This window comes from Oceanobacillus caeni (assembly GCF_042678465.1).
GTDB lineage: Bacteria > Bacillota > Bacilli > Bacillales > Amphibacillaceae > Oceanobacillus > Oceanobacillus caeni.
Genome location: NZ_JBHTKV010000017.1, coordinates 30,044 through 53,035 on the forward strand (window position 1 = coordinate 30,044; position 22,992 = coordinate 53,035).

Below are 22,992 nucleotides of genomic sequence, written 5' to 3' on the forward strand. Positions count from 1 at the left end.
TAAAAATTCTTTCTGACATTTCTTTGGTTATTCTTTAACTAGATTTTTTCCCTAAATGTTACGTTTGCGCAATACATTAAATGATATTTGATTAGAATTAAAGAAGTTAATGGAGTAAAGAACTGGTCTATGATCTAAATCATAATGAATTTGACGCAAAATTAAGAGTGGTGTGTCTTGATCACAATTCATAATATCAGAGATTTCCTCATTATAGCTCATTGTTTTTATTTCTGCTTTTGCATAACTAATCGTGATCCCTACTTCTTCTAGCGATAATAGTATTGACTCCTGGTTTAATTTATACCCTTTTTCAAGTAAATTCGCTGGAATTTTATCAATACAATAAACTAGCGGTATCTCATCCGCTGTTCGAACTCGCTTAACTAAAAATACTTGTTCATTTTTCTCCAAGTTTAATTCCTTAATGTCATCGCCATGTGGATCAACATAACCCGTAAAAAGAATTTCTGTTCCAGACTTTTTCCCTTGTCTTTCTATCATATCTGTAATGCTAAATAACTCCTCTATTCCACCGGAGAATATGGGTTTATTATTCACAAACGTCCCAACCCCATGCTTACGGATAATGATATTTTCCTCTTCTAGAATCCGTAAAGCTTCTCGTAGTGTGTTACGCGAAACACCTAATTCCTTTGCCAACTCCATTTCAGAAGGCAAACGTTCACCTGCCTCGAGCTTTCCTTCTTTGATCTTTTCCTTTATTTGTTCAATCACCACAAGATAACGTGGTGTTTGAAAATTATAGTTGTTCATACCTTCCCACTCCTTTTATGTTTCTCATTTTACATTTTTTATAAAACGCGTCAAGCTGATTAGTGGCACTTCTAGATTTTGTTAGACTTTTAAATGTAAAAAAAGCCAATGATGATTTTTTATCACCATTGACTTTTTTCTTTAGTGAAAGAGTCCAGATTCTCTAGCTTTTTCACCTAACACATGTGTCGTCTTATTGATTGCATTTTTAAGTACTCCTCCTAATATTAGGGCGAGTATCGCGAATATAACAAGAAATACTACATCATGAGCTACTTTCTCCCAAACAATTCCACCTACAGCTTCTCTCATAATTCCCACAGCATACGTAAATGGTAAGAATGGGCTAATCACTTGGAAGAATTTAGGAAGTAATACAACCGGATATGTTCCACCTGATCCAGCAATTTGTAGTACTAACATGATAATGGCGATTGCTTTTCCTACATCACCGAAAACGGAAACTACTGTATACACCATCGTAACAAACACAGCGCTACATAATATTCCAAACAGGATAAACCAAAGTGGTTCTTTTATATTTACATCTAGGAGATAGAGATCTCCCAAAGTTACAATTAACGTTTGGAAAAGTCCTATGCTCAGAAATGTAAGTAATCTACCAAAGTAAATTTGTCTTTCTGTATAATTTTCCGCCTGTGGACCATGGATTTCTGTTGACATTAATGAAATTAATAGCAAACCACCTACCCACAGAGATAATACGGTATAAAATGGGGTCATACCAGTTCCGTAATTCTCTATAGGGAAAACTTTATGTTGATTAAGTACAACAGGTTCCGCAAAAAATCCCTTTTCAGCTTCTGGGTTGTTTTGGAGGAGCTGAATAATTTCGTTAATATCGGTATCCTTTTGTATATTTCGTATTCGATTCGCTAATTCATTTACCTTATCATTTATATAAGGAAATTCTCCAAGAACCTTATTCAAGGTTTCTTTTCCATCCCCCAAATTACCTTCTGTTCGGTTTAAGATACTTTCCACTTCAGGAATCGTTGACTGAATACCAACTAAAATTTCTCTCGCTTCTGTTAGTGTTTGTTTTGCACTTGCTACTTCATTTCTTACAGTCGGTTCAATCGTTTCCTTATATTCTTTAACAAAAGCATCCACACGTTCATTAACCGTTTCCGCACGTTCCTTTATGGATGAAAAAGCTTCTTCTACTTGCCCTTTTCTTTTTTCTGCTAAGGATTTGATTTCACTTCCCTGTGTTTGCAAGTTGGTTAATTGTTGCTCCATGTTTTCTAATTCACTGATCGCTTTGTTAATCGTTTCTTGATTAGGATTCACCTGAATATTGTTTTCCGTTTCTTTTTCCGTTTCATTTTCGTTTTCTTCTTCATTTTCTCCTTCATCAGGCTGATTTTCCTGTTCATTTGATGGTGCATTGGAAATATTCTGCTCTTGCACCTGTTTAAGTGCTCCCTTTATCGTACCAATCGATTGCAATGTCTTTTCAATTTGGCTATTTATGGAATCACTTATTTGCTTTTCCTCACCAAATTCGATAGAGGATGTATCGATTTCATGAACAAATGAATTGGTGTCTGATACCATCTTTTGAATTTTTTCTAAATCCTTATCAATTTGTGGAGAGATTTTATTCAAGCGATCCTCAGCTTGATTCAAAAAGTTTGTCGTATTATCAATCGTTTTAAGCCCACTTGATGTTACCTCTTTTGCTCTTGGTAACACATCTTGAGCCTTATTGATTAAATCACCTGCGCTATTTGCATCTTCTGACGTTTGATTCAATTTATCATGGATTTCTGGCAAGTTTTTTTCCAATGTGAATAGATAATCTTCAAATTTCTCTATATCAGGAAGATTTTTCTCAATTTCAACTCCTAAATCATTGAATATTTCAAAGATAATTTCATTTACTGTAGAAATAAAATTACTAGTTACCTGCTCTACTATGGCACTTGCACCTTTTTCCGTAATTTTAGGTGCAATGGCATTAATCTTTTCATTTACATAATACTCTACGTCTGCTTTTTCTGGTTGGTCACTAATAACTGTACCAAGACTTTCTGAAAAGTTTTTTGGTATCACAATGACTGCAAAATAATCCCCATATTCCAACTTATCCATGGCTTTTTCGCGGTCAACAAACTTCCAATCCAGTGAGCGATTTTCTTTCAACGATTTGACTACTTCATCACCGGCATGAATTTCTTGATCACGAACCGTTGCGCCTTCGTCTTCATTCACAATACCAATTGGAATTTGATCGGTATTGCCATATGGATCCCATGATGCTGCTATATTAAACCAAGCATAAAGTGAAGGTAAAATGATTAATCCCCCGATAAGAACCATAGCAACCCAGTTTGTACCAATATTTTTCAAGTCCGTTATAAATATCTTCCAAATAGCCTTCATATCTATCTTCCTTTTTCGTTATTTTCCCCTAAAACTTATACAATTATAGCAACGCACATTTACTTTCACAAATTCTGTGACGCTTTTCTACTATAATATTTCTATATCCTGCAAAATAATTGTCATGATAATGTGGGAGGTGATAATCTATTTATAGTGATTACAATAAAAAAGAGGGGTGTTCATGTATGAGTTTGTCCATACCAGAAATAACTTTAAATGATGGAATGACGATACCATCTATTGGATTTGGTACGTATAAGCTTAACGGGAGTGATGGGGCCGCTGCCATTTCAAGTGCGATAAATATCGGTTATCGCTTAATTGATACAGCCTATAATTATGAAAACGAAGGTACCGTTGGAGAAGCGGTTCGGAAGAGTTCTGTTCCAAGACAAGATCTACGAATCACTTCAAAACTACCAGGTCGTTATCATTCATACCAAAAAGCTGTCACTACTATTCAAGAATCTCTATATCGAGCAAATCTAGATTATTACGATTTATATTTAATTCATTGGCCAAATCCAAAACAAGATGTTTATGTAGAAGCATGGCAGGCATTAATCGATGCCAAGAAATGGGGTCTGATTCGTTCGATTGGCGTTTGTAACTTCTTACCAGAACATCTTGAACGACTTGAAAAAGAAACTGGCGTGAAACCAAGCATCAATCAGATTGAGTTACATCCATTTTTCAATCAAGAAGAACAAAGAAAATGGCACGAACAACACGGAATCGTAACGGAATCATGGAGTCCATTAGCACGCGCAAATGATGTTTTCCGTAATGAAACGTTGCGAAAAATTGCCGACAACCATTCTAAAACCATTTCGCAAATTATCTTACGCTGGCATTATCAACTTGGAGCAGTTTCCATTCCAAAATCTTCATCACCTGAACGACAACTTGAAAATATTAGCATATTTGACTTCGCTTTAGATGATGATGAAATGAACACCATCTTACAGTTAACACGTGCGGATGGAAGACTTAAAAATCAAGACCCAGCCGTTTACGAAGAGTTTTAAGCAATGAAGAAGACTAACCATCAGTGGGGTTTTCCTTCATCCCCCACTTATCGGACCTTTATGGGTAGTATGACTTCCACCTACCTTCTTAAGAAGTTTGAAGTGGGAGTCTTACTGCCCATTTAGGTGGATAAAGGTTGTTCGATTTAATTTGGCACTCGGTATTAGATTGGCGAATATCTATATTGTGCTTATGGAGAAGAAGTAAGGACAGGTGTATTTACGCCTAACCTTCCCTCTCCTATTTATTGTTTTGCTTTCCAATTTTTCATCGGGTTTTCTTGAGCTTCTTTTAGTGGAACTTGTATCATTTTTATTTCTCTGTTTTCCTTTGGTTTCTTTAATTCATTATAAATGAAACTAGATTTACCTAGTCCAACTGCCATCGCATCATCAACGGATTGGCAATAATAAATCTTTTCTATTCCGGCAAAATACATCGCTGTTAAGCACATCGAACAGGGTTCCCCACTTGCGTACATCGTAAACCCTGACAAATCATTTACCTGATACTTCTCTTGCGCCCTTCTAATCGCAAGTAACTCTGCATGTCCACTCACATCATGTCTTTTGTGTAATTCATTGACTCCTTCTGCAATCACTTTTTCATTTTTTACAAGGACTGCACCAAAAGGCTGTCCACCTTCTTCTACATTTTGAAGTGCTAACTCCACTGCTCGGTTCATAAATTTATCCATACTAAACCCTCCCTTGTATTCATTCCTTATTAATAAACTACTAAAAACCATCCATAAAAGAAAGCAACTTATTCATAAGGCATTAATGATATACGCCTTTAGAAAAAGAAGTTTCCAATCTTATTTTAAATCTTGCTTCCGATGAATCAAGCTAAGTACTGGTTCAGAATTAGTAATGGATGGTGGAATTGCTGCCCAATAAGTATTATAATAAAAAGTGAGTAGTTTATATTACCATGTAATAAACTTTATAGTTAAACATTGTTTTTAATATCTGATAGTGTGTTTTCAAAAAAGAGGATGAAAAGCAAGCCAACGAACTTTTTTAAAGGAAGGCCGACTAAAAACGGGCTTTGCGCCCAACTCACGCCTCTCCTTTTTTAGTGGCATGTCATTTTCACCGGTTTTTTTGAACATCATCTAATAAAGATACTAAATATCCTCATCTGTTTATTGAAGGGCTTTCCATTGTACTTTTAGGTTATTCCGTCCTTCATTGACTTGATGAAGGATTTTTTTCACTGTTTCTAAGTTATTCGCCTTATAAACAATTAGAATCAATATTAGACAAAAATAATATTCCAATAACGTATCACGGTGCTAACTTGAACCAATCGAGACATTAGATATTTTTTCCACAATTAACTATTAAATTACTCCATATAATACAATTGTTTACATCATGAATAAGGACGGTGGGAATGTTGAAATGGCAAAAGCAATTATTAGATTTAATCAACAAATCACAGGATAAGAAAATTGCTCTAGGTGTTGATGTATCCACAGACGAATACCCAATTGAAACAATACGTCAAATCATTGAATTATTTGAGCAAGTGAGAGCAGAGACTCCTCTCGTTTTAGCTGATTTTAAACTTAGAGAAGTAACAGACACAAAACAAGCAAAAAACATTACATTTCATACGCATGGAAGAGCTTCCTATACGGAGGCATTAGAATGGGGACAAGAAAATGGGATTGAAACTTTCTTTTACATTACAGATGTCACCGGATATTTTTGGGATGAGCTAAAAATTGACTATGAAGTGATTTGGTTAATTCCAGACAAATTTAAACCACAAGTTCCGTTTGGAAAAACATTGAATTTGGTTTAATAGGATAAAGCCGCCTTTTAAATAAGGCGGCTTTATTCATTTAACTAACTTTACCTTTACGTTTTTCATTTTCCGAAATAATATAGGCACATACAGCATCCCCGGTTATATTTAAAGAAGTTCTAAGCATATCCAATAAACGGTCAATACCAATAATGAGCGCAATCCCTTCCACTGGGAGACCAACCTGTGTGAGAACCATGGCAAGCATGATCAATCCAACACCAGGTACACCAGCAGTTCCAATACTAGCTAAAGTAGCAGTAATAATAATCAAAATAATGTCGGTAAAATCAAGAGGTATAGCATAGACCTGGGAAATAAATACTGCAGCTGTTGCCTGCATGATAGCCGTTCCATCCATATTAACAGTAGCCCCCAATGGTTGGACGAAACTACTAATACTTTTACTAACTCCAAGATTCTCCTGGGCCGCTTTCATGGAAATTGGTAAAGTTGCATTTGAACTAGCAGTACTAAAAGCAACCGACATCGCCGGAAAGAATCCTTTATAAAAAGTTATCGGATTTCCCCTACCAAGAAACCAAATAGCTATCGTATACGTGACAGCCGCATGAATAAACAGACCTAAAATAACAGTCCCCATATATGCACCCATCGATCCAATGGCATCTAAACCCGCTCCCCCAATCGCGGAAGCAATCAATGCAAACGCACCATATGGAGCTGCTTTCATAATTACGTTCACCAGGTACATTAAAACCTCATTTGCTTGATTAAATAAACGGTGAATCCCGCTGGTTTTATCTCCTAAAATGGCAAGAGCAATTCCGACAAAGATAGCGAAGGCAATAATTTGTAGCATATCACCAGCGGCCATAGAAGAAACCGGATTCGTTGGAATAATATTTACGAGCGTTTCCATAATTGGAGGGGCTTCATTTACTTCATAATCCGCGATACTTACATCAAAAACCCCTTCAGTACCGGGTTTAATAGCAAATGCTAACGCTAGACTAATACATAATGCTATGGCAGTTGTTACAAGGAAGAAAGTAATCGTTTGTATTCCAATTCTCCCCAATTTTGCCGGTTCTCCTAAACCAGCTGTCCCAAGAACGATGGAAACAAAAACAATTGGTACTACAAGCATCATGATTAGATTAATAAATATTTGACCAACTGGAGTTAAAAGATACGTATCTAATTTAGAAAAAACAGCTTCTGGCACAAAAGTTAATATGATACCCGTTACCACACCAAGAACAAGGGCAATTAAAATCTTTTTGGTTAAACTCATTTTACTACCACCTTTCGTTATAACAAAATTGGGAATTTAACCAGAATGGCAGTTTAATGGACGTTTTCTTAGTTAACTTTTTTATAACTTCTTTAAATAAAAAAGTACACCTCCCTTCATTAGTTGAATTGAATTCATTCCCCGCACTGACTTGAGTGCGGTTACAATTCCAGCAGCAACTAAACATGAATGTAGCGTGTACCAGGCCATGTATTGTGAATATTATATATTAATACGAAAAACGAAGATATAATAGAACATCTTTTTGTCTTTTTTATTAGGCCTTTACGGGCAGTTGATCTCCCACCCGCTTTCTTTGTTACCCCAGAAGCTCAAGGTGGGATAAAGTAAATTTTATTCACTACCGAATGGCCTTCCTTATGATATGATTTATAAAATAATTTTTTATTATAATTCTTACAAAAAGAATGACGCTTGGGCATTTAAAACGTCCCAAGCGTCTTTTACTTTCTCACCAATTAAAAATATGGAACTTCTTTCATAACACCGTCTTTCACTACAGTATATTTGAAATTGGGGAGTTTTGCTTTTTCTTTTATATATTCCAACAACTCATAATGCATGGAATGAAACACAAAACGAAGTACATCATCAAAAACATGATAAAACAGGGTATAGCAACTTTTTATAATTGGTAATTTCCGAATATAGACAACTAATTCATGTTCATTATTTAATTTATCAAACAAATAATTTCTTTCTTCGTCATTAATATTATCTAATATTTCAGTTGGTTTCATTAGTTCCTCTATCGGATGAAAAATAAGAATATTACTGTTTTTTTTTCCAGAATATATCGATAGTCCGTTTGACTGTTTCGATAGTAAAAGGAAATCATCTTTAAGTCCTGTTAGTCTCATTGATTATTCGTCCTTGTCATCGTTGTAATAATGCGTGTTCAAAAAGGATTGTTGTCGGCTAAATGCACAATGTCCATTGCGGATATTGCCGGCGTTAGCCACAAAGGCTGTTTTTAGTCGGACTTCCTTCATTCTTTTCCTGTGCGTCGCAGTTCGAGACGGCGTAGCTTTGAGCACTAGAAAAAGCCTCTTTGATTCCACGACTTACTAGGAAAAGCAAGCCAACGTCGATGTGTCATTTTCACCGGAGTTTTTGTACATCCTTTTATAGAAACCTATAATCCATACTTTTATCAGGTCGTTGACTAATCTCAACGCTTAGTCCCATTTCATTGTTTAATCTATGATACAAATACTTCCGTTTAATCTTGGGTATTAGAGCTAGCATCTTAATAGGATCATCTGTCCGCTCGTTTCGCAAAAAAATTAAGTGATTCTTATTGTTTTCGCCTAAATAGGCAGCAAATACTTCTTCTGTCTCATCATCTATCTGCTTATAATCATCCTCTAAACCAAGTAGCTTTACGATGGTTTCTTCCATGGATAGCGCCTCCTTAAATACACAGGATTTTTTAATCATTTTATCCATCTGGGTTAAATATAAACTTCGAAAATGACCGATTAGAAAAGATGATGAAGCAAATAAATTTTAGAAGAATGCATGAAGTAAAGGCAGATATTATAAAGGGACTTCCATCAGTGGGAGTTTCCCTTCATCCCATACTGATAGTTATTATTGGGCCATTATGGGCAGTTGACCTCCCACCTACCTTCTTTGTTTCCCCAGAAGTTTGAGGCGAGATAAACATTCAAGAAAATATGAGGTAAAAGTAATTGAATGCGTTAACATTTTCGAAAGTGCATGGTAGATACTGCCATGCACTTTCATTATTATTTACTATTTTCCCTACTCTTCATCACTACCACGATAACGCTTGTACAGTAATGGATTCCAAATGCGGTATTCTAAGTCTTTCTCACGTAATGCTGCTGGGATATCATCAAAAATTTTCCGTGCTACTTCAAGTTCGTGCTGGGCTTCTCCCCGATCTTGATACATAAATTCATCTGAAGCCTTCTCTGGTGCTTTATTCACTTTTTCTTCCAAATATTCTACAACCATTTCCTGTTGTTTATAAATAGACTCACGCGCTTCTGAAACCCAATCATCTTGAGTGGAACGCAATGTATCGGTTACATAACTAAATTCATCAAATATTCCTTTGTAAACTCGGTCTGCATTAGTACGAACATCACGAATTACATTTTCCAAGTCTTCAATCGTTAATTCTTCAACTTTTAGAGGACTTTTTCTCTTCGGCCCTCCAATCCGTGAAGATTCTAAGTAATAAGGGAAAATACTTTTAATTGTTTTTCCAACTGGATTAATTGCCTGATTGTTCTCATCCACCCCTTTAGGTTGCACCCCTTGCATCGCAATCCGAGCTGATTCCGGACGAACGATTTCTTTCGGTGGAAGAACCCCATAACGCAGAAGCTCCCTGATTCCAGTTCCAGAAATATTTATGCGATATTGTTTACCATGCGGACATGTTTGCTCCGTTGCAGGGTTATCGCATCGCGTACAATAAAACACTTCATGGAACAATCGAATATCAATACCTAACTCATCGGCTGTGAATTCATCGAAAATGGAATGACTTGCATATTTATCATAATAATCTCCAATACCTGCATGGTCGCGGCCAATTAGCGCATGTGTGCATCCATAATTTTTCATGATTAACGCATGAAGAACCGCTTCACGAGGACCAGCAAAAATATACGTAACACGCAATGGCGCAAGCACGGTTCTGTCTTTCGGATAGTACGTATCTAGCACACTACGATAAGATAACATGCGAAACTCATGCCTTGTGTACTCACGTTTCGCCATTTCTACTAAGGGCTGTACAAATAAACCATCCAATTCTTCAAGTGCATTTCTATGAATATACTCATGACCACGGTGCAGTGGATTTGCTCCAGTAATAAATCCGCCGACAGAGTGAAATTTCTTTTGTTCATAAAACAATTTCCACGTATCCTTTGGTTCCATTCTAAGGTTTTCAAATGGTCCCCAATGCACCCTTCTAAGTAATTGAATTGGCCCACCTAAAGCCGTATCCCCCATCCTTCTATAAATAGAATCTACACCTGGATGGTTCCGATCCTTCGTACCAAATAGATGTGTAGCCCGAAAATCTCTTTCATAATGAAAAATATCATCTAATTTAAGAATGGCGACCGGTTCCTTCGTTTCATCCGCTAACACTACTTCATCTCCAACGGACAACGTTTTTATCACTTCTTTATTTCGATCTCCAATTGGAGCAAAACTTAAAGGAACTGGCCAAACAACCCCATTTTTCAGACGACCTTCTGTTAAAACGGAAATGTAATCTTCCTCAACCATAAAACCTTCATTTGGAGATAAAACACCAGTTGCAATCATTTCCAATGTAATAACTGCCTCCAAGTCTACCATAATCATCGGTAGTTCCTTCGCTTTCTCCATAGCCTTTTCTAGTTCTATTCCCGTTAAAACACCATTTACCAATTTTCCACCATGAGGCTTCTGGGGAAAACTCGCAAAATTTATTTCAGACATTATATCCCCTCCCTACTATTTTGTATATTCAAACAAAAACTGTTATATTCTAAAAATAAGAGCTAGTGGACAAGTTCTCTGTTCTTGTTAAACGAGATTATTTCACCCTATTATGGAGGTTTTATAATGGTAGAATCGGCATCAATAAGTACTTTAAAAGCATTAGTTGAAAAGAAAACAAAGAAAAAAATATTGGTTAAAATAATGTGGAATGACAATGAAAAGTTAACACTATTCATTACGCCAAACATGAAAATCAATTCATTTATATATGATGAAAAAGAGGGTTATTTATTTTATGATTTAGAAGGAAAACCAATAAAATGGGTAATTCCATGTGTATTATCGGAAAATATGTTGATGGATGGGAAAGCACTCCTTAAGGAAGATATACAAATTAACGGACAATCTCTATCTAAAGATGATAAAAAATTTTTAATGGAACATTCGGATTAAACATCCTCGGGAACAATTAGAAAACCTGTCATTCACCATCCAGGATGTGCGAATGACAGGTTTGTACTTGTGTAGGAAGTCCGATTTGAACGGTAAACTAGATTAATTGGATTTGACTAAATCAACAAACTTTTCAATAACACTATCTAAAAATGTTAATGTATCCTCATCTAACTGGCCATTTTCCTCGATTTTCTGTTGAACAAAATTAATAAGAACTTCATTGCCACCTGGGGAAAGAACATTTGCCTGAATCCCAGGTGCAGATAAAATTTGTCGTAAATGTGTTTGGGCACGAAGCGTTCCAACCATTCCTGAACTAGCTCCTAATGGCATCACGGGTTTCTTCATAAACACCCTTTTCCCACGAGAAGCCCAATCTAATGCATTCTTTAATACTCCTGATATAGACCAATTATATTCTGGTGTTACAATGATAATCCCATCGGCAGAAAGAATTTCTTGTTTGAAGTCTTTCACGACGGACGGTGGATCTAATTCCTCGTCTTGATCAAAATGGGGCAAAGAACGAATATCTGCTATCTTTATGTTCATTTTATCCTTATAACGTTCTTGCATTATTTTTGCGATTTGCATATTGTACGACTCTTTTCTAATACTCCCAACAAGTGCAACAATGTTCACTATTACATCCCCTTTTCCAATGATTGTTATGTTTAATAAATTCATGCATAACTTTGCATTCCGGCACTCACCGGACTTTTGAGTTGCGGAACTCCTAATTGCTTTTTCTTTCAACTATGTTGTTTAGAGTGGTGGGAGCGACTTCATGATAGTTAGCCTCTTATTACTTATCGTCCAATGAATGGTATTTCCCACCGTAAAATATAAGTGGTTTCTTTTCTTCTACATGAGTATCAGTCACTTTTCCAATAAAGAGGATGTGATCCCCTTCTGTATGTTCTTGAGTGACCTCACACGTTATTTGTGCTAAAGATCCTGGTAAAACTGGTTTTCCGTCTAGATAGTCAAATTCTATGCGAAAATCATCTTTCAATTTTCCCGAAAACACTCTTGAATATTCTTCTTGATTGGAAGCTAATATATTAACCGAGAATACTTTACTACTTTTAATTTTATTTAGAAGACGGGCATTTTCACTTATCGAAACAGTCACTAATTTTGGATGTAAAGACACGGACATGAAAGCGTTTGCTGTCATTCCATGAACTGCCCCGTTCACCTCAGTTAAAACCACTGTAACCCCTGTCGCAAACTTTCCCATTGCATTTCGAAATTGGTTGTCATCCATTAAAAATCCCCCTTCACTTTCTTTAAAAATAATAATCCCCTTTATTTTAAAATATTCCCACTATACAAAACCATTGCATATATAGTATTATATCATATAATATACTATTCCTAGTTACAAACTATGGTTAATTCTTTCAAATACTATGAAATCGTTTAATAAGTAATGGAATAATAGTTCTAATTATTCAGATTGAATTTACTAAATCATCACTGGAGGGAAAACAATGAATTTACTAGAACTAAATACAATGGAAGAACGGATTGAATTATTAACAAAAACAGTAGAACCTTTTACCGCACGCGCTTTAGGCCATGATAAAAATGGAACATTCCCTTATGAAAACTTTAAGGAATTAAAAGCAATTGGATACCCTGCATTAGCAGTACCAAAGGAATACGGTGGGCTAGGAATATCTCTTTATGAAATGTTATGCTACCAAGAAGTAATTGGGAAAGCGGATGGATCAACTGCCCTTTCCATAGGATGGCATATGGGACTTATGAAACAACTGGGTGAAAAAAGAAACTGGAAGAAAGAAAAGTACGAGTCTGTTATTCGTGATGTTGTAAAAACGGGTGCATTACTAAATAGTGCCGCATCTGAACCAGCAACAGGCAGTCCTACCCGTGGGGGAAAACCAGAAACTTTTGCAAAAGAAGTAGATACCGGATGGGTGATCAACGGAAGAAAAACTTTTACAACACTATCCCCCATTCTTAGTTATTTTATTGTGAGTGCGTCCATTGATGGCACGGATGATGTGGGGAATTTCCTAATCAAGCGTGATAGAAAAGGAGTAAGTGTGGATGAAACATGGGATTCTATTGCCATGCGTGGAACTGGAAGTCACGACCTTGTATTAGAAGATGTTCATGTGGAAAAAGACGATCTTGTTGAAATCATGACACCGGGTAATAAGACACCTGCTGGTTGGCTTTTACACATTCCTGCATGCTATTTAGGAATTGCACAAGCTGCACAAAAGGCTGCATTAGAGTTCGCAACTACTTACTCACCAAACAGTATTAAAGGAACTATTTCGGAATTACCAAATGTAAAACAAAAATTAGGAGAAATGGAACTTGGTATATTAGAATCGAAACATTTTCTGTACTCCGTTGCGAAGAAATGGGATGAAAGTAATGAAGAAACAAAAGCAACAATGGGACCAGAACTTGGTGCTGTTAAGTTATCCGTAGTAAACAAGGCTGTAAACGTTGTTGATTTGGCTATGAGAGTTGTTGGTGCAAGAAGTCTTTCAGAGAAAAGTAATCTTCAACTCTACTACCGTGATGTTCGAGCAGGACTTCATAACCCGCCTATGGATGATATGACCATCATGCAATTAGCAGGAAAATCTATTGCTGAATTTTAGAGACGGAGGGACAGATCCCTTGTCTCACTTCGTCACTAATCCGACTAAACAGGGGTAAATTATAATAATAATTTCATTTTTAATTATATAAGTTTGTTCAAAAGAACCGAGGTCGGCTAAATTGCCAACGAGAAACGTCGAAGTGTTTTTCACTGAACTTTTTGAACAACCTCTATAAATATGAAAATAAAAAGTGGATGAGGAGAATGTAAAGATGAAAAAGGGGAAGTTTCTAAAAGGGATAGTAACAGGAATTGCTTTAATCACCTTGTTAGCAGGTTGTGGTGGATCAGATAATGCATCCAATACGGATTCAGGCAATTCGGGGGATTCAGATGTTAGAACAGTAAAAGTAGCTTACGACCAAGCCTCTAAACCTATTTCTTGGTTGGATGATAACGGAAATCCTACCGGTTATGATGTTGAGGTATTAAAATTAGTTGATGAGCTATTACCAGAATATGAATTTGAATATGTAGGGACAACTAGCGATGACTTACTAATCGGTGTTCAGCAAGGGAAATATCACGTAGGAGTTAAAAATGCTTTCTGGACAGAAGAAAGGGCAAAAAACTTTATCTATCCTGAAGAATTTCTTGGTTTAAGTAGCATCGGTCTTGTGCTGAAGAAAGAAAATGAACATATCAAATCCTTATCAGACTTTGCTTCTAATGGCATGACTTTGGCACCAATTGCAGCAAATAATGCACAATACACTGTCATTGATGAATACAATCAAAAAAACCCTGACAATCCAGTTCAATTAGATGCGGGAGATCAATTCACTGTTGATGTGGTGCAATGGGTGAATGAAGGACGTGTAGATGGAGGAGTCATCATTGAAGGTCCCTTTAAGAAGCAAGTTATCGCTGAAGATGGTCCATATCATAATTTAGTAGAAAATGTTGTTTACAATGAATTCGATGTGATTAAAACATGGCCATTATTCAATTTAAATGAAGAAGAGTTCGCCGCTGCATACGATGAAGCAATCAAACAACTTAAAGAGGAAAAGAAACTGAATGAACTTAGTGAAGAATTTTATGGCAGAGACTTATTCGAAGTATTAGAATCTGTGGACAGATAAACAAGAAAATAGAGGTGCAAAATGGAGAAATATTTTGATGCCACATATATATGGGAATCGATCCCTACGCTCATCCCCTATTTAAAGGTAACCTTTATCGTAGCAGGCCTTTCCGTCCTATTCGGAAGCCTGCTAGGATTAATCTTAGCTGTGATGAAACTAGGAAAAAACAAGATTTCCCAAAATATTGCCCATGGGTATACAACCGTATTAAGATGTACCCCATCCATCGTTCTACTATTTTTAATATATTATGGGGTTCCAGCAATTGCTATAAACTTTGGAATCAATCTGAACGATATGAGTGCAGCTTTTTTTGTCGTAATTACTTTCACCCTTCAATTTGGTGCACTCATGTCTGAAGTCATTCGATCAGCCTATGAATCTATTGATAAGGGACAATATGAAGCAGCAGTATCTGTTGGTTTAAGTAACACTCAAGCATATTGGCGAATTATTTTCCCCCAGGCTTTTGTAGTAGCCTTACCAAACTTTGGAAATAGCTTATTGGAATTAATGAAAGAAGGGGCTCTAGCCTACACCATCGGATTAATCGATGTAATGGGTAAGGCAAATCTTATTATAGCAGGGAACTATAATTCACATGCACTAGAAATCTACATTGGACTTTCTATCATTTATTGGATCCTTTCCATTCTAATAGAACAGTTTTTCTTAAAACTGGAAAAAATTTTTAGTAAAGGGAAGAAGAATCTGAAAACAGTTTAAGGGGGTGACAGTGTGTCAAACGGATTGGATTTTGAGTTTCTAATAGATACCTTTTTCATAGCACTATCTGGGGTTCCTGTGGCCATGATTATTACAGTTATTTCATTACTCATTGCCTTGCCACTAGGATTTTTGCTAGCGTTAACACGTATCAACAAAATGCCGATTTTAAGTCAATTTTCTCGGGTTTACGTTTCATTTGTTAGAGGGACGCCTGTCATCGTTCAGATCTTTATCATCTACAATAGTGTTCCCCTTCTACTCGCAACCATATTTGAAAAATATAATATCCAAATGAATGTTTATGATGTCAACCCTATTTGGTATGCATTAATTGTTTTTTCATTGAATACAACGGCAACATTAATAGAAGTATTTCGTTCGGCGATCAATACCGTTAGTAAAGGACAACTAGAAGCTGCTTATTCGGTTGGACTAACGACTGTTCAAGCATTTATTAGAATTATTATTCCGCAAACATTAGTAGTCGGACTACCTAACATATGTAATGCTACCGTCAATCTTATTAAGGCAACTTCTTTAGGATATGCCATGTCTCTACCAGAAATCACGTTAAAAGCCCAAGTAGCGGCAAATGCTAGTTACAACTATATCGAGGCTTACATGGATATTTTTATCATATACCTAATTATTTGTAGTTTAGTAGAATACGGATTTAAACGAATGGAAAAACGATTAAGAAAATACAAAATCGCTCCCGCTGCGTAAATCTATTTTGGTGGTGAAATCATGTTAGAGATTCAAAGTATCAAAAAATCATTCGGAAAAAACACAGTTTTAGATGGGGTAAATTTAAAGATTGAGAAAGGCGATGTGGTGGTCGTCCTTGGACCAAGTGGTTCTGGTAAAACAACCTTACTACGATGCATTAACTTTTTAGAAAAAGCAGATGAAGGTAAAGCCATTTTTGGGGATATTCAAGTAGACCTTCATAAGGCTTCTAAAAAACAAATAAATACCATCAGAAAAAGAACTGCTTTTGTATTTCAAAACTACAATCTCTTCAATAATAAAACTGCGTTAGAAAATGTAACAGAAGGACTTATTATTGGCAGAGCTATTCCTAAAGATAAAGCAATAAAAATGGGAAAAGAAGCATTGGATAAAGTAGGATTATCTGAAAAATACAATGCCTATCCTAGTGAGTTATCAGGTGGACAGCAGCAACGTGTTGGGATAGCAAGGGCTGTCGTCTTAAATCCAGACATCATCCTTTTTGACGAGCCAACATCAGCATTAGACCCGGAATTAGTCGGTGAAGTTTTAGAGGTGATGAAAACCATCGCTAAAGAAGGAACAACCATGCTAGTCGTTACCCATGAAATGTCTTTTGCTAAAGATGTAGCGAACAGAGTAATCTTTATGGATGGTGGTGTAGTTGTGGAAGAAGGTTCACCAAAAGAATTCTTTGAGAATCCGAAAGAAGAACGAACCCAACGTTTTTTAAGAAGAGTTTTACCTGAGGATTACATTTATAATATTTAAGAACTTTTACCCTACAAATGTGTTTTTGTCACATATGTAGGGTTTTATTCTTTCAACGCGCTTCAATCATTCCATATGATGGCTGGCATTCCCTTTTTAAATCCTCACAGAACGTTTTAACCAGACCTCCATTAACGATAACCCACCTAAATGTGCAGTAAGTGCGACTAATCTTTATAAGGAATTTCAGTAATTTTTGAATACTAGACATCTCTTTCAACATATTGTATAATACAAAAGTTACCCATGATAACTATTACCGAAGATAACTATTTAAGGAGGTGCTTTCAATTAAGACTTCACAAAAGTTTTTTCACAAGCTTATTTTATTATATCGGCCATTTGAAAATCGTCTCAATAAACAACTCAATAAACACCAATTACATCGGGCACAGTGGACTGTGCTTTACTATTTATATAATAATGGTTCTGCGACGAATGTTGAGATTTCCCATTATCAAGGTGTTGAAAAACCTACCATCACAAGAACAGTTAGCCGCCTAGAGGAATTGGGTTATGTGGAACAAATTCCCGGAAAAGATAAGCGTGAAAAAAGAATGAAGCATACAGAAATCGGTATGAACATTTATGAAGATGTTCGTGTTACCATTGATCAATTTGAAGAGAGTATTCTAAAAGGAATAACTGAAGAGGAACGGTTAGAGGCCGTTCGAATTATGGATGTAATTAGAAATAATATCAATAAGTAAGGAGTTAGATTTTAGTGAATCAATCGAAAGCAAAATTATGGACCAAAGACTTTACTATCGTTTCTACTGCAAACTTTTTCTTATATTTGGTTTTTTATTTACTATTAGTAACAATGGCAGCTTATGCGGTAGATCAATTAAACGCGTCAGAGAGTCAGGCTGGACTTGTAACAGGTATTTTTATTATCGGAACATTAATTGGCCGACTTTTTCTCGGACGTTTGATTACCACCATTGGTAATAAGAAAATGTTATATTTTGGACTTATCTTTTTTATAATTACTTCACTCTTATATTTTGTAGAATCCGGAATAACATTCTTACTTTTTAACCCGTTTTCTTCATGGACTTGCACTTGGAATGGCTAGTACTGCAACAGGAACCATTGTAGCCGAAGTTATTCCAGAGTCACGTAAAGGAGAAGGAATTGGATATTACAGCATGAGTATTACACTAGCTACAGCAATCGGCCCCTTCTTCGGTCTATATATGGGGCAACATACAAGCTATCAAACCATTTTTAGCTTTTGTACTGCGTTAGGAATTATTAGTTTTATAATCGCACTCTTTGTAAATATTCCAGTAATAGAAAGGCTAGAGGAAGATACAGTACAAAAACATAAACATGCGTTTAAATTTTCCAATTTTATTGAACCAAAGGCATTGCCAATTGGATTAGTTGTTATTATTCTATCCTTTGCCTATTCTAGTGTTCTATCATTTATTAATTTCTATGCAATGGAGATTGACTTGGTTAATGTGGCAAGTCTATTTTTTGTTGTCTATGCTGTGGCTATATTGGTTTCACGACCTTTCACAGGCCGATTAATGGATAAAAAAGACGCTAATTCGGTCATGTATCCAGCTTTTATAATTTTTGGGGTAGGTTTACTACTTTTAAGCGGAGTAGCAACAAGCATTCCATTACTATTAGCTGGTGCCTTAATTGGACTCGGATATGGAAATATGCAATCAACCGCTCAAGCGATTTCTGTTAAGTCGACCTCTCCAGAGCGTGTTGGCCTTGCAACATCAACCTATTATATCGCACTTGATGCAGGACTTGGTTTTGGACCATACGTTTTAGGATTTATCATTCCACTAACTGGTTATCGTTATTTATACGTGACAATGGGAATATTAGTGCTAGCAACTACCATCCTTTATTATTTCATGCATGGAAGAAAGGAAGGTTCTATTCTTCCGCGCGATAGTAAAGCTAAGGTAGGAGAGATAGAGGAGATTTAATGATTAACTCTCTTATATCTTCATAAATATATAAAGAACAAAAGAGGCGATCACTGTTTGATCGCCTCTTTTGATTTATATAACATAACTATTATTCATTTGGTACCTAACTATTTTCTTAATTCCTTAATTTCCTCTAATTCCTTTAATACTGTCTTAACTAATGGATGGTCAGATTCTAGTCCAGATACTGTTTGTAAAGTTTTTTCATAACCATCTTCTGTAATCATCTGCTGAAGTTTTTGCGCCTCATCATCCTGTTCATTTTTATATTCAAGGACTGCTGCGATAACTTTAGCTAGATAGATTGGCTCTTTTCCAGTTACATCTAGGTACATTGTTGCTGGTTTGACTAAGCGGTCTTGGGACCCGAGTTTACGGATTGGTCCTCTAGCAACTCTTGTTACTTCGTCAGATATATATGGATTTTTGAAGCGATCAATAATTTTGTGAATATACGCTTGATGTTGTGTACGATCAAATTGATAGGTTTGAATCAATGCTTCACCAGACTCATTTAATGCACCTTCAATAATCTCCTGAATATTTTTATCCTTCATTGCCTCATTAATGGTTGCGTAACCCATGTAACGACCTACATATGCTGGTACGGAATGTCCTGTATTCACGGTAAATAATTTACGCTCAATATATGGTTTTAAATCTTTCACATAGGTAACACCATTAATTTCTGGTTTATCTCCTTTAATGGCGGTTTCCTCAACTACCCATTCAAAATAAGGCTCCACGGAAACTTGGAGGAGATCATCATTTTTCTGGTTTGGTACAATGCGATCTACTGCTGCATTTGGAAAGGCATAAAGTTCATTAAACGTAGCTTTTTCATCTTCTGAAATATGTTCAAAGACTTTTTCCTTTAATAAAGCACTTCCGCCAATCATATTCTCACATGCAATCAAATTTAATTCCTTTGGATTGGTTTTCGCACGTTCTCTTAATCCTTTAGCAATTAATTCAGAAATGATTGCTAGGATGTTCGGACCTACTGCTGTTGTAATAATATCTGCTTTTGTAATTGCTTCTACTACTTGATCTGGATTCGAAACACTGTTTATTCCAGAAACATTTTTAACCGTTAATGTTTCACTAGCTTCTGAAGCAAGGACAACATTATATTCTTGTTTTTGATTGATTTCATTAATAATGGTCTCATTCACATCGACAAACGTGGCATGATAATTTGCTTGGTAAAGTAAGGCGCCAATAAACCCACGGCCAATATTCCCAGCACCAAAGTGTACAGCTAGCATTTAATTCACCTCTTCTAATAGGCTAAGAATTTCATCTTGGGATGTTGCATTTACGATTTTTTCAATATTTTCAACTTCAGAACAGATAATCGCAATTTTAGATAAAATTTCTAAATGCTCGTCTCCTTTTCCAGCAATACCGATTAATACTTTGACAATATTTCCACCGCCAAAGTCAACCCCATCAGGAACCGTGACAACGGATAAACCTGTTTCTAATACATTTTTCTTTCCATCTTCCGTACCATGTGGAATGGCAAGATAATTTCCCATATAGGTTGATGTTACTTCTTCTCTCTCTAACATTTTTTCAATATAAGATTCTTCGACATAACCACCATCGACTAAGATCTTACCTGTATAGCGAATGGCTTCCTCTTTTGAATTTAGTTTTACTTGAAGATGAATATTGTCTTTACTTAAAATTTCTTTTGCCATGTTGTCACACACTCCTAAGTTAAATTTTCTCTTTTATAAATTCATAAAGTTTCTTTGCAAGAAACTGTTTTAACAATGGTTCGTTTTCATGTTCAAACATTTTGACCGTTTCCTGCTCTTGTATCATTAAACTACTTAAATAACTAAATACTTCCAACACTTCATTATCGGGCGCTTCTGGTGCAAGCATGAGTAAAATTCGATGCATCTCCATAGGATCTCCATCCATACCTTGTACAATTAATGGATTCTTTAAAGAGTAAATACTAAAGTTCGGAATCACAACATGCTCTGAACGCGCATGGTAAAGGGATAGGTATGTATTTGGTATACCAAGACCACCTAATTTCTCCCTATTAAGTAATTTAACTAAAATTGCCTCTTTATTATCTATTATTTTACATTCCTCTAGTTCCATACAAATAGAACTTAAAATAGACTCTATTGACTTACGTTCAGAAACAGGTTTGACAGAAAAGTGCCCTAATAAATCCATAATTGCCTTAGAGTAGCTTTGAATGGATTCTAATTTTTTTAGGGATTGAATATGCACTTCTTCGTTATGCCTTTTTTTCTTTGGTATAAGTGTTTTTTTCCTTATTTCCTTCTTAATTCTTTGAATTTCCATTTCCGTTAGCATTGGTGATGCTAAAATATAGTTTCCTTCAAACCTTTCCAACGGGATAGTTGAAATGATAAGATCATATTCCTCCGTCACATCATCTTCAAGATCAAATAACGATTTATTTTCAACTGTACGGATCTCAGGGATTATCTGCATTAGCTTGGTAGCTAAGATTTTAGATGTACCAATTCCACTTGAACAAATGACAAGTGCTTTCAAGTTAGATTTTCCTTCTATTTGAAGTAACGTTGCAGCAAAATGAAGCACAAGGTACCCTATCTCATCTTCCGGAAAATTTATATCTGGAAACGTTTCTTCAACACCCTTTTGAACCATTTGGAAAAAATCCAAGTAATCCCTTTTAATTTCCTTTAGCATCGGATTTTTAATGGTCATTCCCTGCCTTAAGCGAAAAACTGCCGGTTTTAAATGAACGGTTAAATCATGTAATAGTTTATTATTATCCGTAAGATCTTTGTTTAACAGTTTACTGACACTTTGAATCAGTTCATTTGCTTTTAAGGCTATATCCAAACTAGTATCTTCCATCAGATTATTCCGGTCCGTCCGTAATTTTGCACCAAGTAAATGCATGGTAATATATCCTATTTCATCATTTGGGATGTTAAGGGAAAGATCGGACTCCAATTTTTGAATGATTTTCTTTGCAATCCTATATTCTTCTGTTCCCTCTATTTCTCGCAAATAATCATCATCGAAATGAATGACATCTCCATTTTGTATCCTTTGTATCGCTAAAGTAAGATGAACCACTAATCCAATATATCCGCTATCAGCAAGTTCATAAGGAAGGTCTTTACTAGCTTGTTCCACTCGCTTTTCAATTATTACTAGGTGTTTAGGATTTACAAAATCCATTAATCGATCCGTTATATGGTTTCGGCGTTTTGAGTTTTGTTGGATATGGTTTCTTAACTGATTTGCAAGTCCAATTGGGGGAATGTTTAGTGAAACTAAGTAACTAAGCGCAGACCGTTTTTTTGCTTCATTTCCTGCAATCGTAATCCCTAACCCTTTTTTTCGGACAACGATGAGATCAAAGGATTGAAGCTCATCTTCTAGATGTTTCAGATCACTACTGACGGTAGCGCTTGTTACCCCCAATTCATGTGCTAGGGTGAATAACTTAATTGGTTCTCTCTTTTCAAGAAGCATCGTAAGTATGATTGCTCTTCGTTCTTCTGGTGTAAAATCTGTAGTAGCTTCACCTGTAATGATAGATTGAAGCTGCTCTTTATCTTTACTTTTTCCTTCAATACGTAAACCCAGCCCCATTTTCTTGATGAGTTTCAAATGATAGTTAGCTAAAGTGTGCTCAATCTTTTTTAAATCACGGTGAATGGTTCTTTCACTGACTTCAAGAATTTCGGCTAAATCCTTTACCGTTACTTCCTCTATGGTAGTTAGCAAATGTAAAAGTATTTTCCGTTCTCGACCAGATATATACAAACCACTCACCCCTTTTGA

At 35.9% G+C, this 22,992-nt stretch carries 21 protein-coding genes and 1 pseudogene; 10 read left to right on the forward strand and 12 right to left on the reverse strand.

All coding sequences use genetic code 11. The features are described from left to right. Positions 1–51 precede the first annotated feature (51 nt). Together ACFQ18_RS12410 and ACFQ18_RS12415 are read right to left on the reverse strand one after the other, a co-directional pair. The gene (locus ACFQ18_RS12410; protein ID WP_047184243.1) at positions 52–777 is read right to left on the reverse strand and encodes a GntR family transcriptional regulator; all 726 of its coding nucleotides are present in this window, start codon (positions 775–777) and stop codon (positions 52–54) included. A gap of 141 nt (positions 778–918) precedes the next feature. Further along, on the reverse strand, positions 919–3,186 hold the full coding sequence (locus tag ACFQ18_RS12415) for a YhgE/Pip domain-containing protein (RefSeq protein ID WP_204798423.1): 2,268 nt from the start codon (positions 3,184–3,186) through the stop codon (positions 919–921). Positions 3,187–3,374: 188 nt separating this feature from the next. Between ACFQ18_RS12415 and ACFQ18_RS12420 the strand changes: the two genes are divergently transcribed. Continuing rightward, positions 3,375–4,217: an aldo/keto reductase gene (locus ACFQ18_RS12420; RefSeq protein WP_047184242.1), complete on the forward strand. Its 843-nt coding sequence runs from the start codon at positions 3,375–3,377 to the stop codon at positions 4,215–4,217. A gap of 245 nt (positions 4,218–4,462) precedes the next feature. Here the strand turns inward: ACFQ18_RS12420 and ACFQ18_RS12425 are convergent, their stop codons facing one another. After that, positions 4,463–4,915: a nucleoside deaminase gene (locus tag ACFQ18_RS12425; protein ID WP_047184241.1), complete on the reverse strand. Its 453-nt coding sequence runs from the start codon at positions 4,913–4,915 to the stop codon at positions 4,463–4,465. Between the two features lie 701 nt (positions 4,916–5,616). On the opposite strand from ACFQ18_RS12425, the gene ACFQ18_RS12430 reads away from it, so the two are divergent. Further along, positions 5,617–6,030, forward strand: a complete 414-nt coding sequence (locus ACFQ18_RS12430; RefSeq protein WP_225344071.1) for a VWA-like domain-containing protein — start codon at positions 5,617–5,619, stop codon at positions 6,028–6,030. 40 nt (positions 6,031–6,070) lie between these two features. Here the strand turns inward: ACFQ18_RS12430 and ACFQ18_RS12435 are convergent, their stop codons facing one another. The 4 genes from ACFQ18_RS12435 to ACFQ18_RS12450 all read right to left on the reverse strand — a co-directional run bounded on the left by ACFQ18_RS12435 (position 6,071) and on the right by ACFQ18_RS12450 (position 10,783). Next, on the reverse strand, positions 6,071–7,291 hold the full coding sequence (locus ACFQ18_RS12435; protein ID WP_047183937.1) for a dicarboxylate/amino acid:cation symporter: 1,221 nt from the start codon (positions 7,289–7,291) through the stop codon (positions 6,071–6,073). Between the two features lie 479 nt (positions 7,292–7,770). Continuing rightward, a complete protein-coding gene (locus tag ACFQ18_RS12440) occupies positions 7,771–8,172 on the reverse strand; it encodes a hypothetical protein (RefSeq protein ID WP_047183936.1) in 402 nt (133 codons plus the stop codon). A gap of 265 nt (positions 8,173–8,437) precedes the next feature. Further along, positions 8,438–8,713 carry a hypothetical protein gene (locus ACFQ18_RS12445; protein WP_047183935.1) on the reverse strand — a complete coding sequence of 92 codons (276 nt, stop codon included), beginning with the start codon at positions 8,711–8,713 and terminating at the stop codon, positions 8,438–8,440. Between the two features lie 366 nt (positions 8,714–9,079). After that, on the reverse strand, positions 9,080–10,783 hold the full coding sequence (locus ACFQ18_RS12450) for a sulfate adenylyltransferase (RefSeq protein WP_204798424.1): 1,704 nt from the start codon (positions 10,781–10,783) through the stop codon (positions 9,080–9,082). A 126-nt stretch (positions 10,784–10,909) separates the two neighbouring features. Between ACFQ18_RS12450 and ACFQ18_RS12455 the strand changes: the two genes are divergently transcribed. Further along, positions 10,910–11,239 (forward strand): hypothetical protein, encoded by a 330-nt coding sequence (locus ACFQ18_RS12455; protein ID WP_047183933.1) that lies wholly within the window; start codon positions 10,910–10,912, stop codon positions 11,237–11,239. 102 nt (positions 11,240–11,341) lie between these two features. Here ACFQ18_RS12455 and ACFQ18_RS12460 read toward each other — a convergent pair whose 3' ends face one another. Next, positions 11,342–11,884, reverse strand: a complete 543-nt coding sequence (locus ACFQ18_RS12460; protein ID WP_047183932.1) for an NADPH-dependent FMN reductase — start codon at positions 11,882–11,884, stop codon at positions 11,342–11,344. 163 nt (positions 11,885–12,047) lie between these two features. Beyond that, a complete protein-coding gene (locus ACFQ18_RS12465) occupies positions 12,048–12,512 on the reverse strand; it encodes a flavin reductase family protein (RefSeq protein WP_047183931.1) in 465 nt (154 codons plus the stop codon). Positions 12,513–12,738: 226 nt separating this feature from the next. On the opposite strand from ACFQ18_RS12465, the gene ACFQ18_RS12470 reads away from it, so the two are divergent. The 7 genes and pseudogenes from ACFQ18_RS12470 (at position 12,739) to ACFQ18_RS12500 (ending at position 19,170) form a co-directional block, all read left to right on the forward strand. Continuing rightward, positions 12,739–13,890, forward strand: a complete 1,152-nt coding sequence (locus ACFQ18_RS12470; protein WP_047183930.1) for an acyl-CoA dehydrogenase family protein — start codon at positions 12,739–12,741, stop codon at positions 13,888–13,890. Between the two features lie 214 nt (positions 13,891–14,104). Then, the gene (locus ACFQ18_RS12475) at positions 14,105–14,977 is read left to right on the forward strand and encodes a transporter substrate-binding domain-containing protein (protein ID WP_047183929.1); all 873 of its coding nucleotides are present in this window, start codon (positions 14,105–14,107) and stop codon (positions 14,975–14,977) included. A gap of 21 nt (positions 14,978–14,998) precedes the next feature. After that, on the forward strand, positions 14,999–15,706 hold the full coding sequence (locus ACFQ18_RS12480) for an amino acid ABC transporter permease (RefSeq protein WP_047183928.1): 708 nt from the start codon (positions 14,999–15,001) through the stop codon (positions 15,704–15,706). Positions 15,707–15,718: 12 nt separating this feature from the next. Beyond that, a complete protein-coding gene (locus tag ACFQ18_RS12485) occupies positions 15,719–16,435 on the forward strand; it encodes an amino acid ABC transporter permease (protein ID WP_225344073.1) in 717 nt (238 codons plus the stop codon). Between the two features lie 21 nt (positions 16,436–16,456). Next, positions 16,457–17,212: an amino acid ABC transporter ATP-binding protein gene (locus ACFQ18_RS12490; protein WP_047183927.1), complete on the forward strand. Its 756-nt coding sequence runs from the start codon at positions 16,457–16,459 to the stop codon at positions 17,210–17,212. A gap of 281 nt (positions 17,213–17,493) precedes the next feature. Continuing rightward, positions 17,494–17,922, forward strand: a complete 429-nt coding sequence (locus ACFQ18_RS12495; protein WP_379566465.1) for a MarR family winged helix-turn-helix transcriptional regulator — start codon at positions 17,494–17,496, stop codon at positions 17,920–17,922. Between the two features lie 14 nt (positions 17,923–17,936). Continuing rightward, positions 17,937–19,170: pseudogene (locus tag ACFQ18_RS12500) on the forward strand (MFS transporter). 110 nt (positions 19,171–19,280) lie between these two features. Here the strand turns inward: ACFQ18_RS12500 and ACFQ18_RS12505 are convergent. The 3 genes from ACFQ18_RS12505 to ACFQ18_RS12515 are packed head-to-tail and all read right to left on the reverse strand — an operon-like array spanning position 19,281 to position 22,983. Continuing rightward, a complete protein-coding gene (locus tag ACFQ18_RS12505; protein ID WP_047183926.1) occupies positions 19,281–20,441 on the reverse strand; it encodes a mannitol-1-phosphate 5-dehydrogenase in 1,161 nt (386 codons plus the stop codon). Next, complete coding sequence (locus ACFQ18_RS12510) at positions 20,442–20,879, reverse strand: PTS sugar transporter subunit IIA (RefSeq protein ID WP_047183925.1); 438 nt, start codon at positions 20,877–20,879, stop codon at positions 20,442–20,444. It lies immediately after the preceding gene. A 19-nt stretch (positions 20,880–20,898) separates the two neighbouring features. After that, on the reverse strand, positions 20,899–22,983 hold the full coding sequence (locus ACFQ18_RS12515; RefSeq protein ID WP_379566468.1) for a BglG family transcription antiterminator: 2,085 nt from the start codon (positions 22,981–22,983) through the stop codon (positions 20,899–20,901). Between the last annotated feature and the right edge of the window lie 9 nt (positions 22,984–22,992).

Bases quoted from the DNA above. Each gene is read 5' to 3' on its own strand.
- ACFQ18_RS12475 (WP_047183929.1), top strand. From the start codon at position 14,105: ATGAAAAAGGGGAAGTTTCTAAAAGGGATAGTAACAGGAATTGCTTTA.
- ACFQ18_RS12440 (WP_047183936.1), bottom strand. From the start codon at position 8,172: ATGAGACTAACAGGACTTAAAGATGATTTCCTTTTACTATCGAAACAG.
- ACFQ18_RS12480 (WP_047183928.1), top strand. From the start codon at position 14,999: ATGGAGAAATATTTTGATGCCACATATATATGGGAATCGATCCCTACG.
- ACFQ18_RS12505 (WP_047183926.1), bottom strand. From the start codon at position 20,441: ATGCTAGCTGTACACTTTGGTGCTGGGAATATTGGCCGTGGGTTTATT.
- ACFQ18_RS12455 (WP_047183933.1), top strand. From the start codon at position 10,910: ATGGTAGAATCGGCATCAATAAGTACTTTAAAAGCATTAGTTGAAAAG.
- ACFQ18_RS12430 (WP_225344071.1), top strand. From the start codon at position 5,617: ATGTTGAAATGGCAAAAGCAATTATTAGATTTAATCAACAAATCACAG.
- ACFQ18_RS12465 (WP_047183931.1), bottom strand. From the start codon at position 12,512: ATGGATGACAACCAATTTCGAAATGCAATGGGAAAGTTTGCGACAGGG.
- ACFQ18_RS12410 (WP_047184243.1), bottom strand. From the start codon at position 777: ATGAACAACTATAATTTTCAAACACCACGTTATCTTGTGGTGATTGAA.
- ACFQ18_RS12445 (WP_047183935.1), bottom strand. From the start codon at position 8,713: ATGGAAGAAACCATCGTAAAGCTACTTGGTTTAGAGGATGATTATAAG.
- ACFQ18_RS12470 (WP_047183930.1), top strand. From the start codon at position 12,739: ATGAATTTACTAGAACTAAATACAATGGAAGAACGGATTGAATTATTA.
- ACFQ18_RS12510 (WP_047183925.1), bottom strand. From the start codon at position 20,879: ATGGCAAAAGAAATTTTAAGTAAAGACAATATTCATCTTCAAGTAAAA.
- ACFQ18_RS12450 (WP_204798424.1), bottom strand. From the start codon at position 10,783: ATGTCTGAAATAAATTTTGCGAGTTTTCCCCAGAAGCCTCATGGTGGA.
- ACFQ18_RS12435 (WP_047183937.1), bottom strand. From the start codon at position 7,291: ATGAGTTTAACCAAAAAGATTTTAATTGCCCTTGTTCTTGGTGTGGTA.
- ACFQ18_RS12415 (WP_204798423.1), bottom strand. From the start codon at position 3,186: ATGAAGGCTATTTGGAAGATATTTATAACGGACTTGAAAAATATTGGT.
- ACFQ18_RS12420 (WP_047184242.1), top strand. From the start codon at position 3,375: ATGAGTTTGTCCATACCAGAAATAACTTTAAATGATGGAATGACGATA.
- ACFQ18_RS12425 (WP_047184241.1), bottom strand. From the start codon at position 4,915: ATGGATAAATTTATGAACCGAGCAGTGGAGTTAGCACTTCAAAATGTA.
- ACFQ18_RS12490 (WP_047183927.1), top strand. From the start codon at position 16,457: ATGTTAGAGATTCAAAGTATCAAAAAATCATTCGGAAAAAACACAGTT.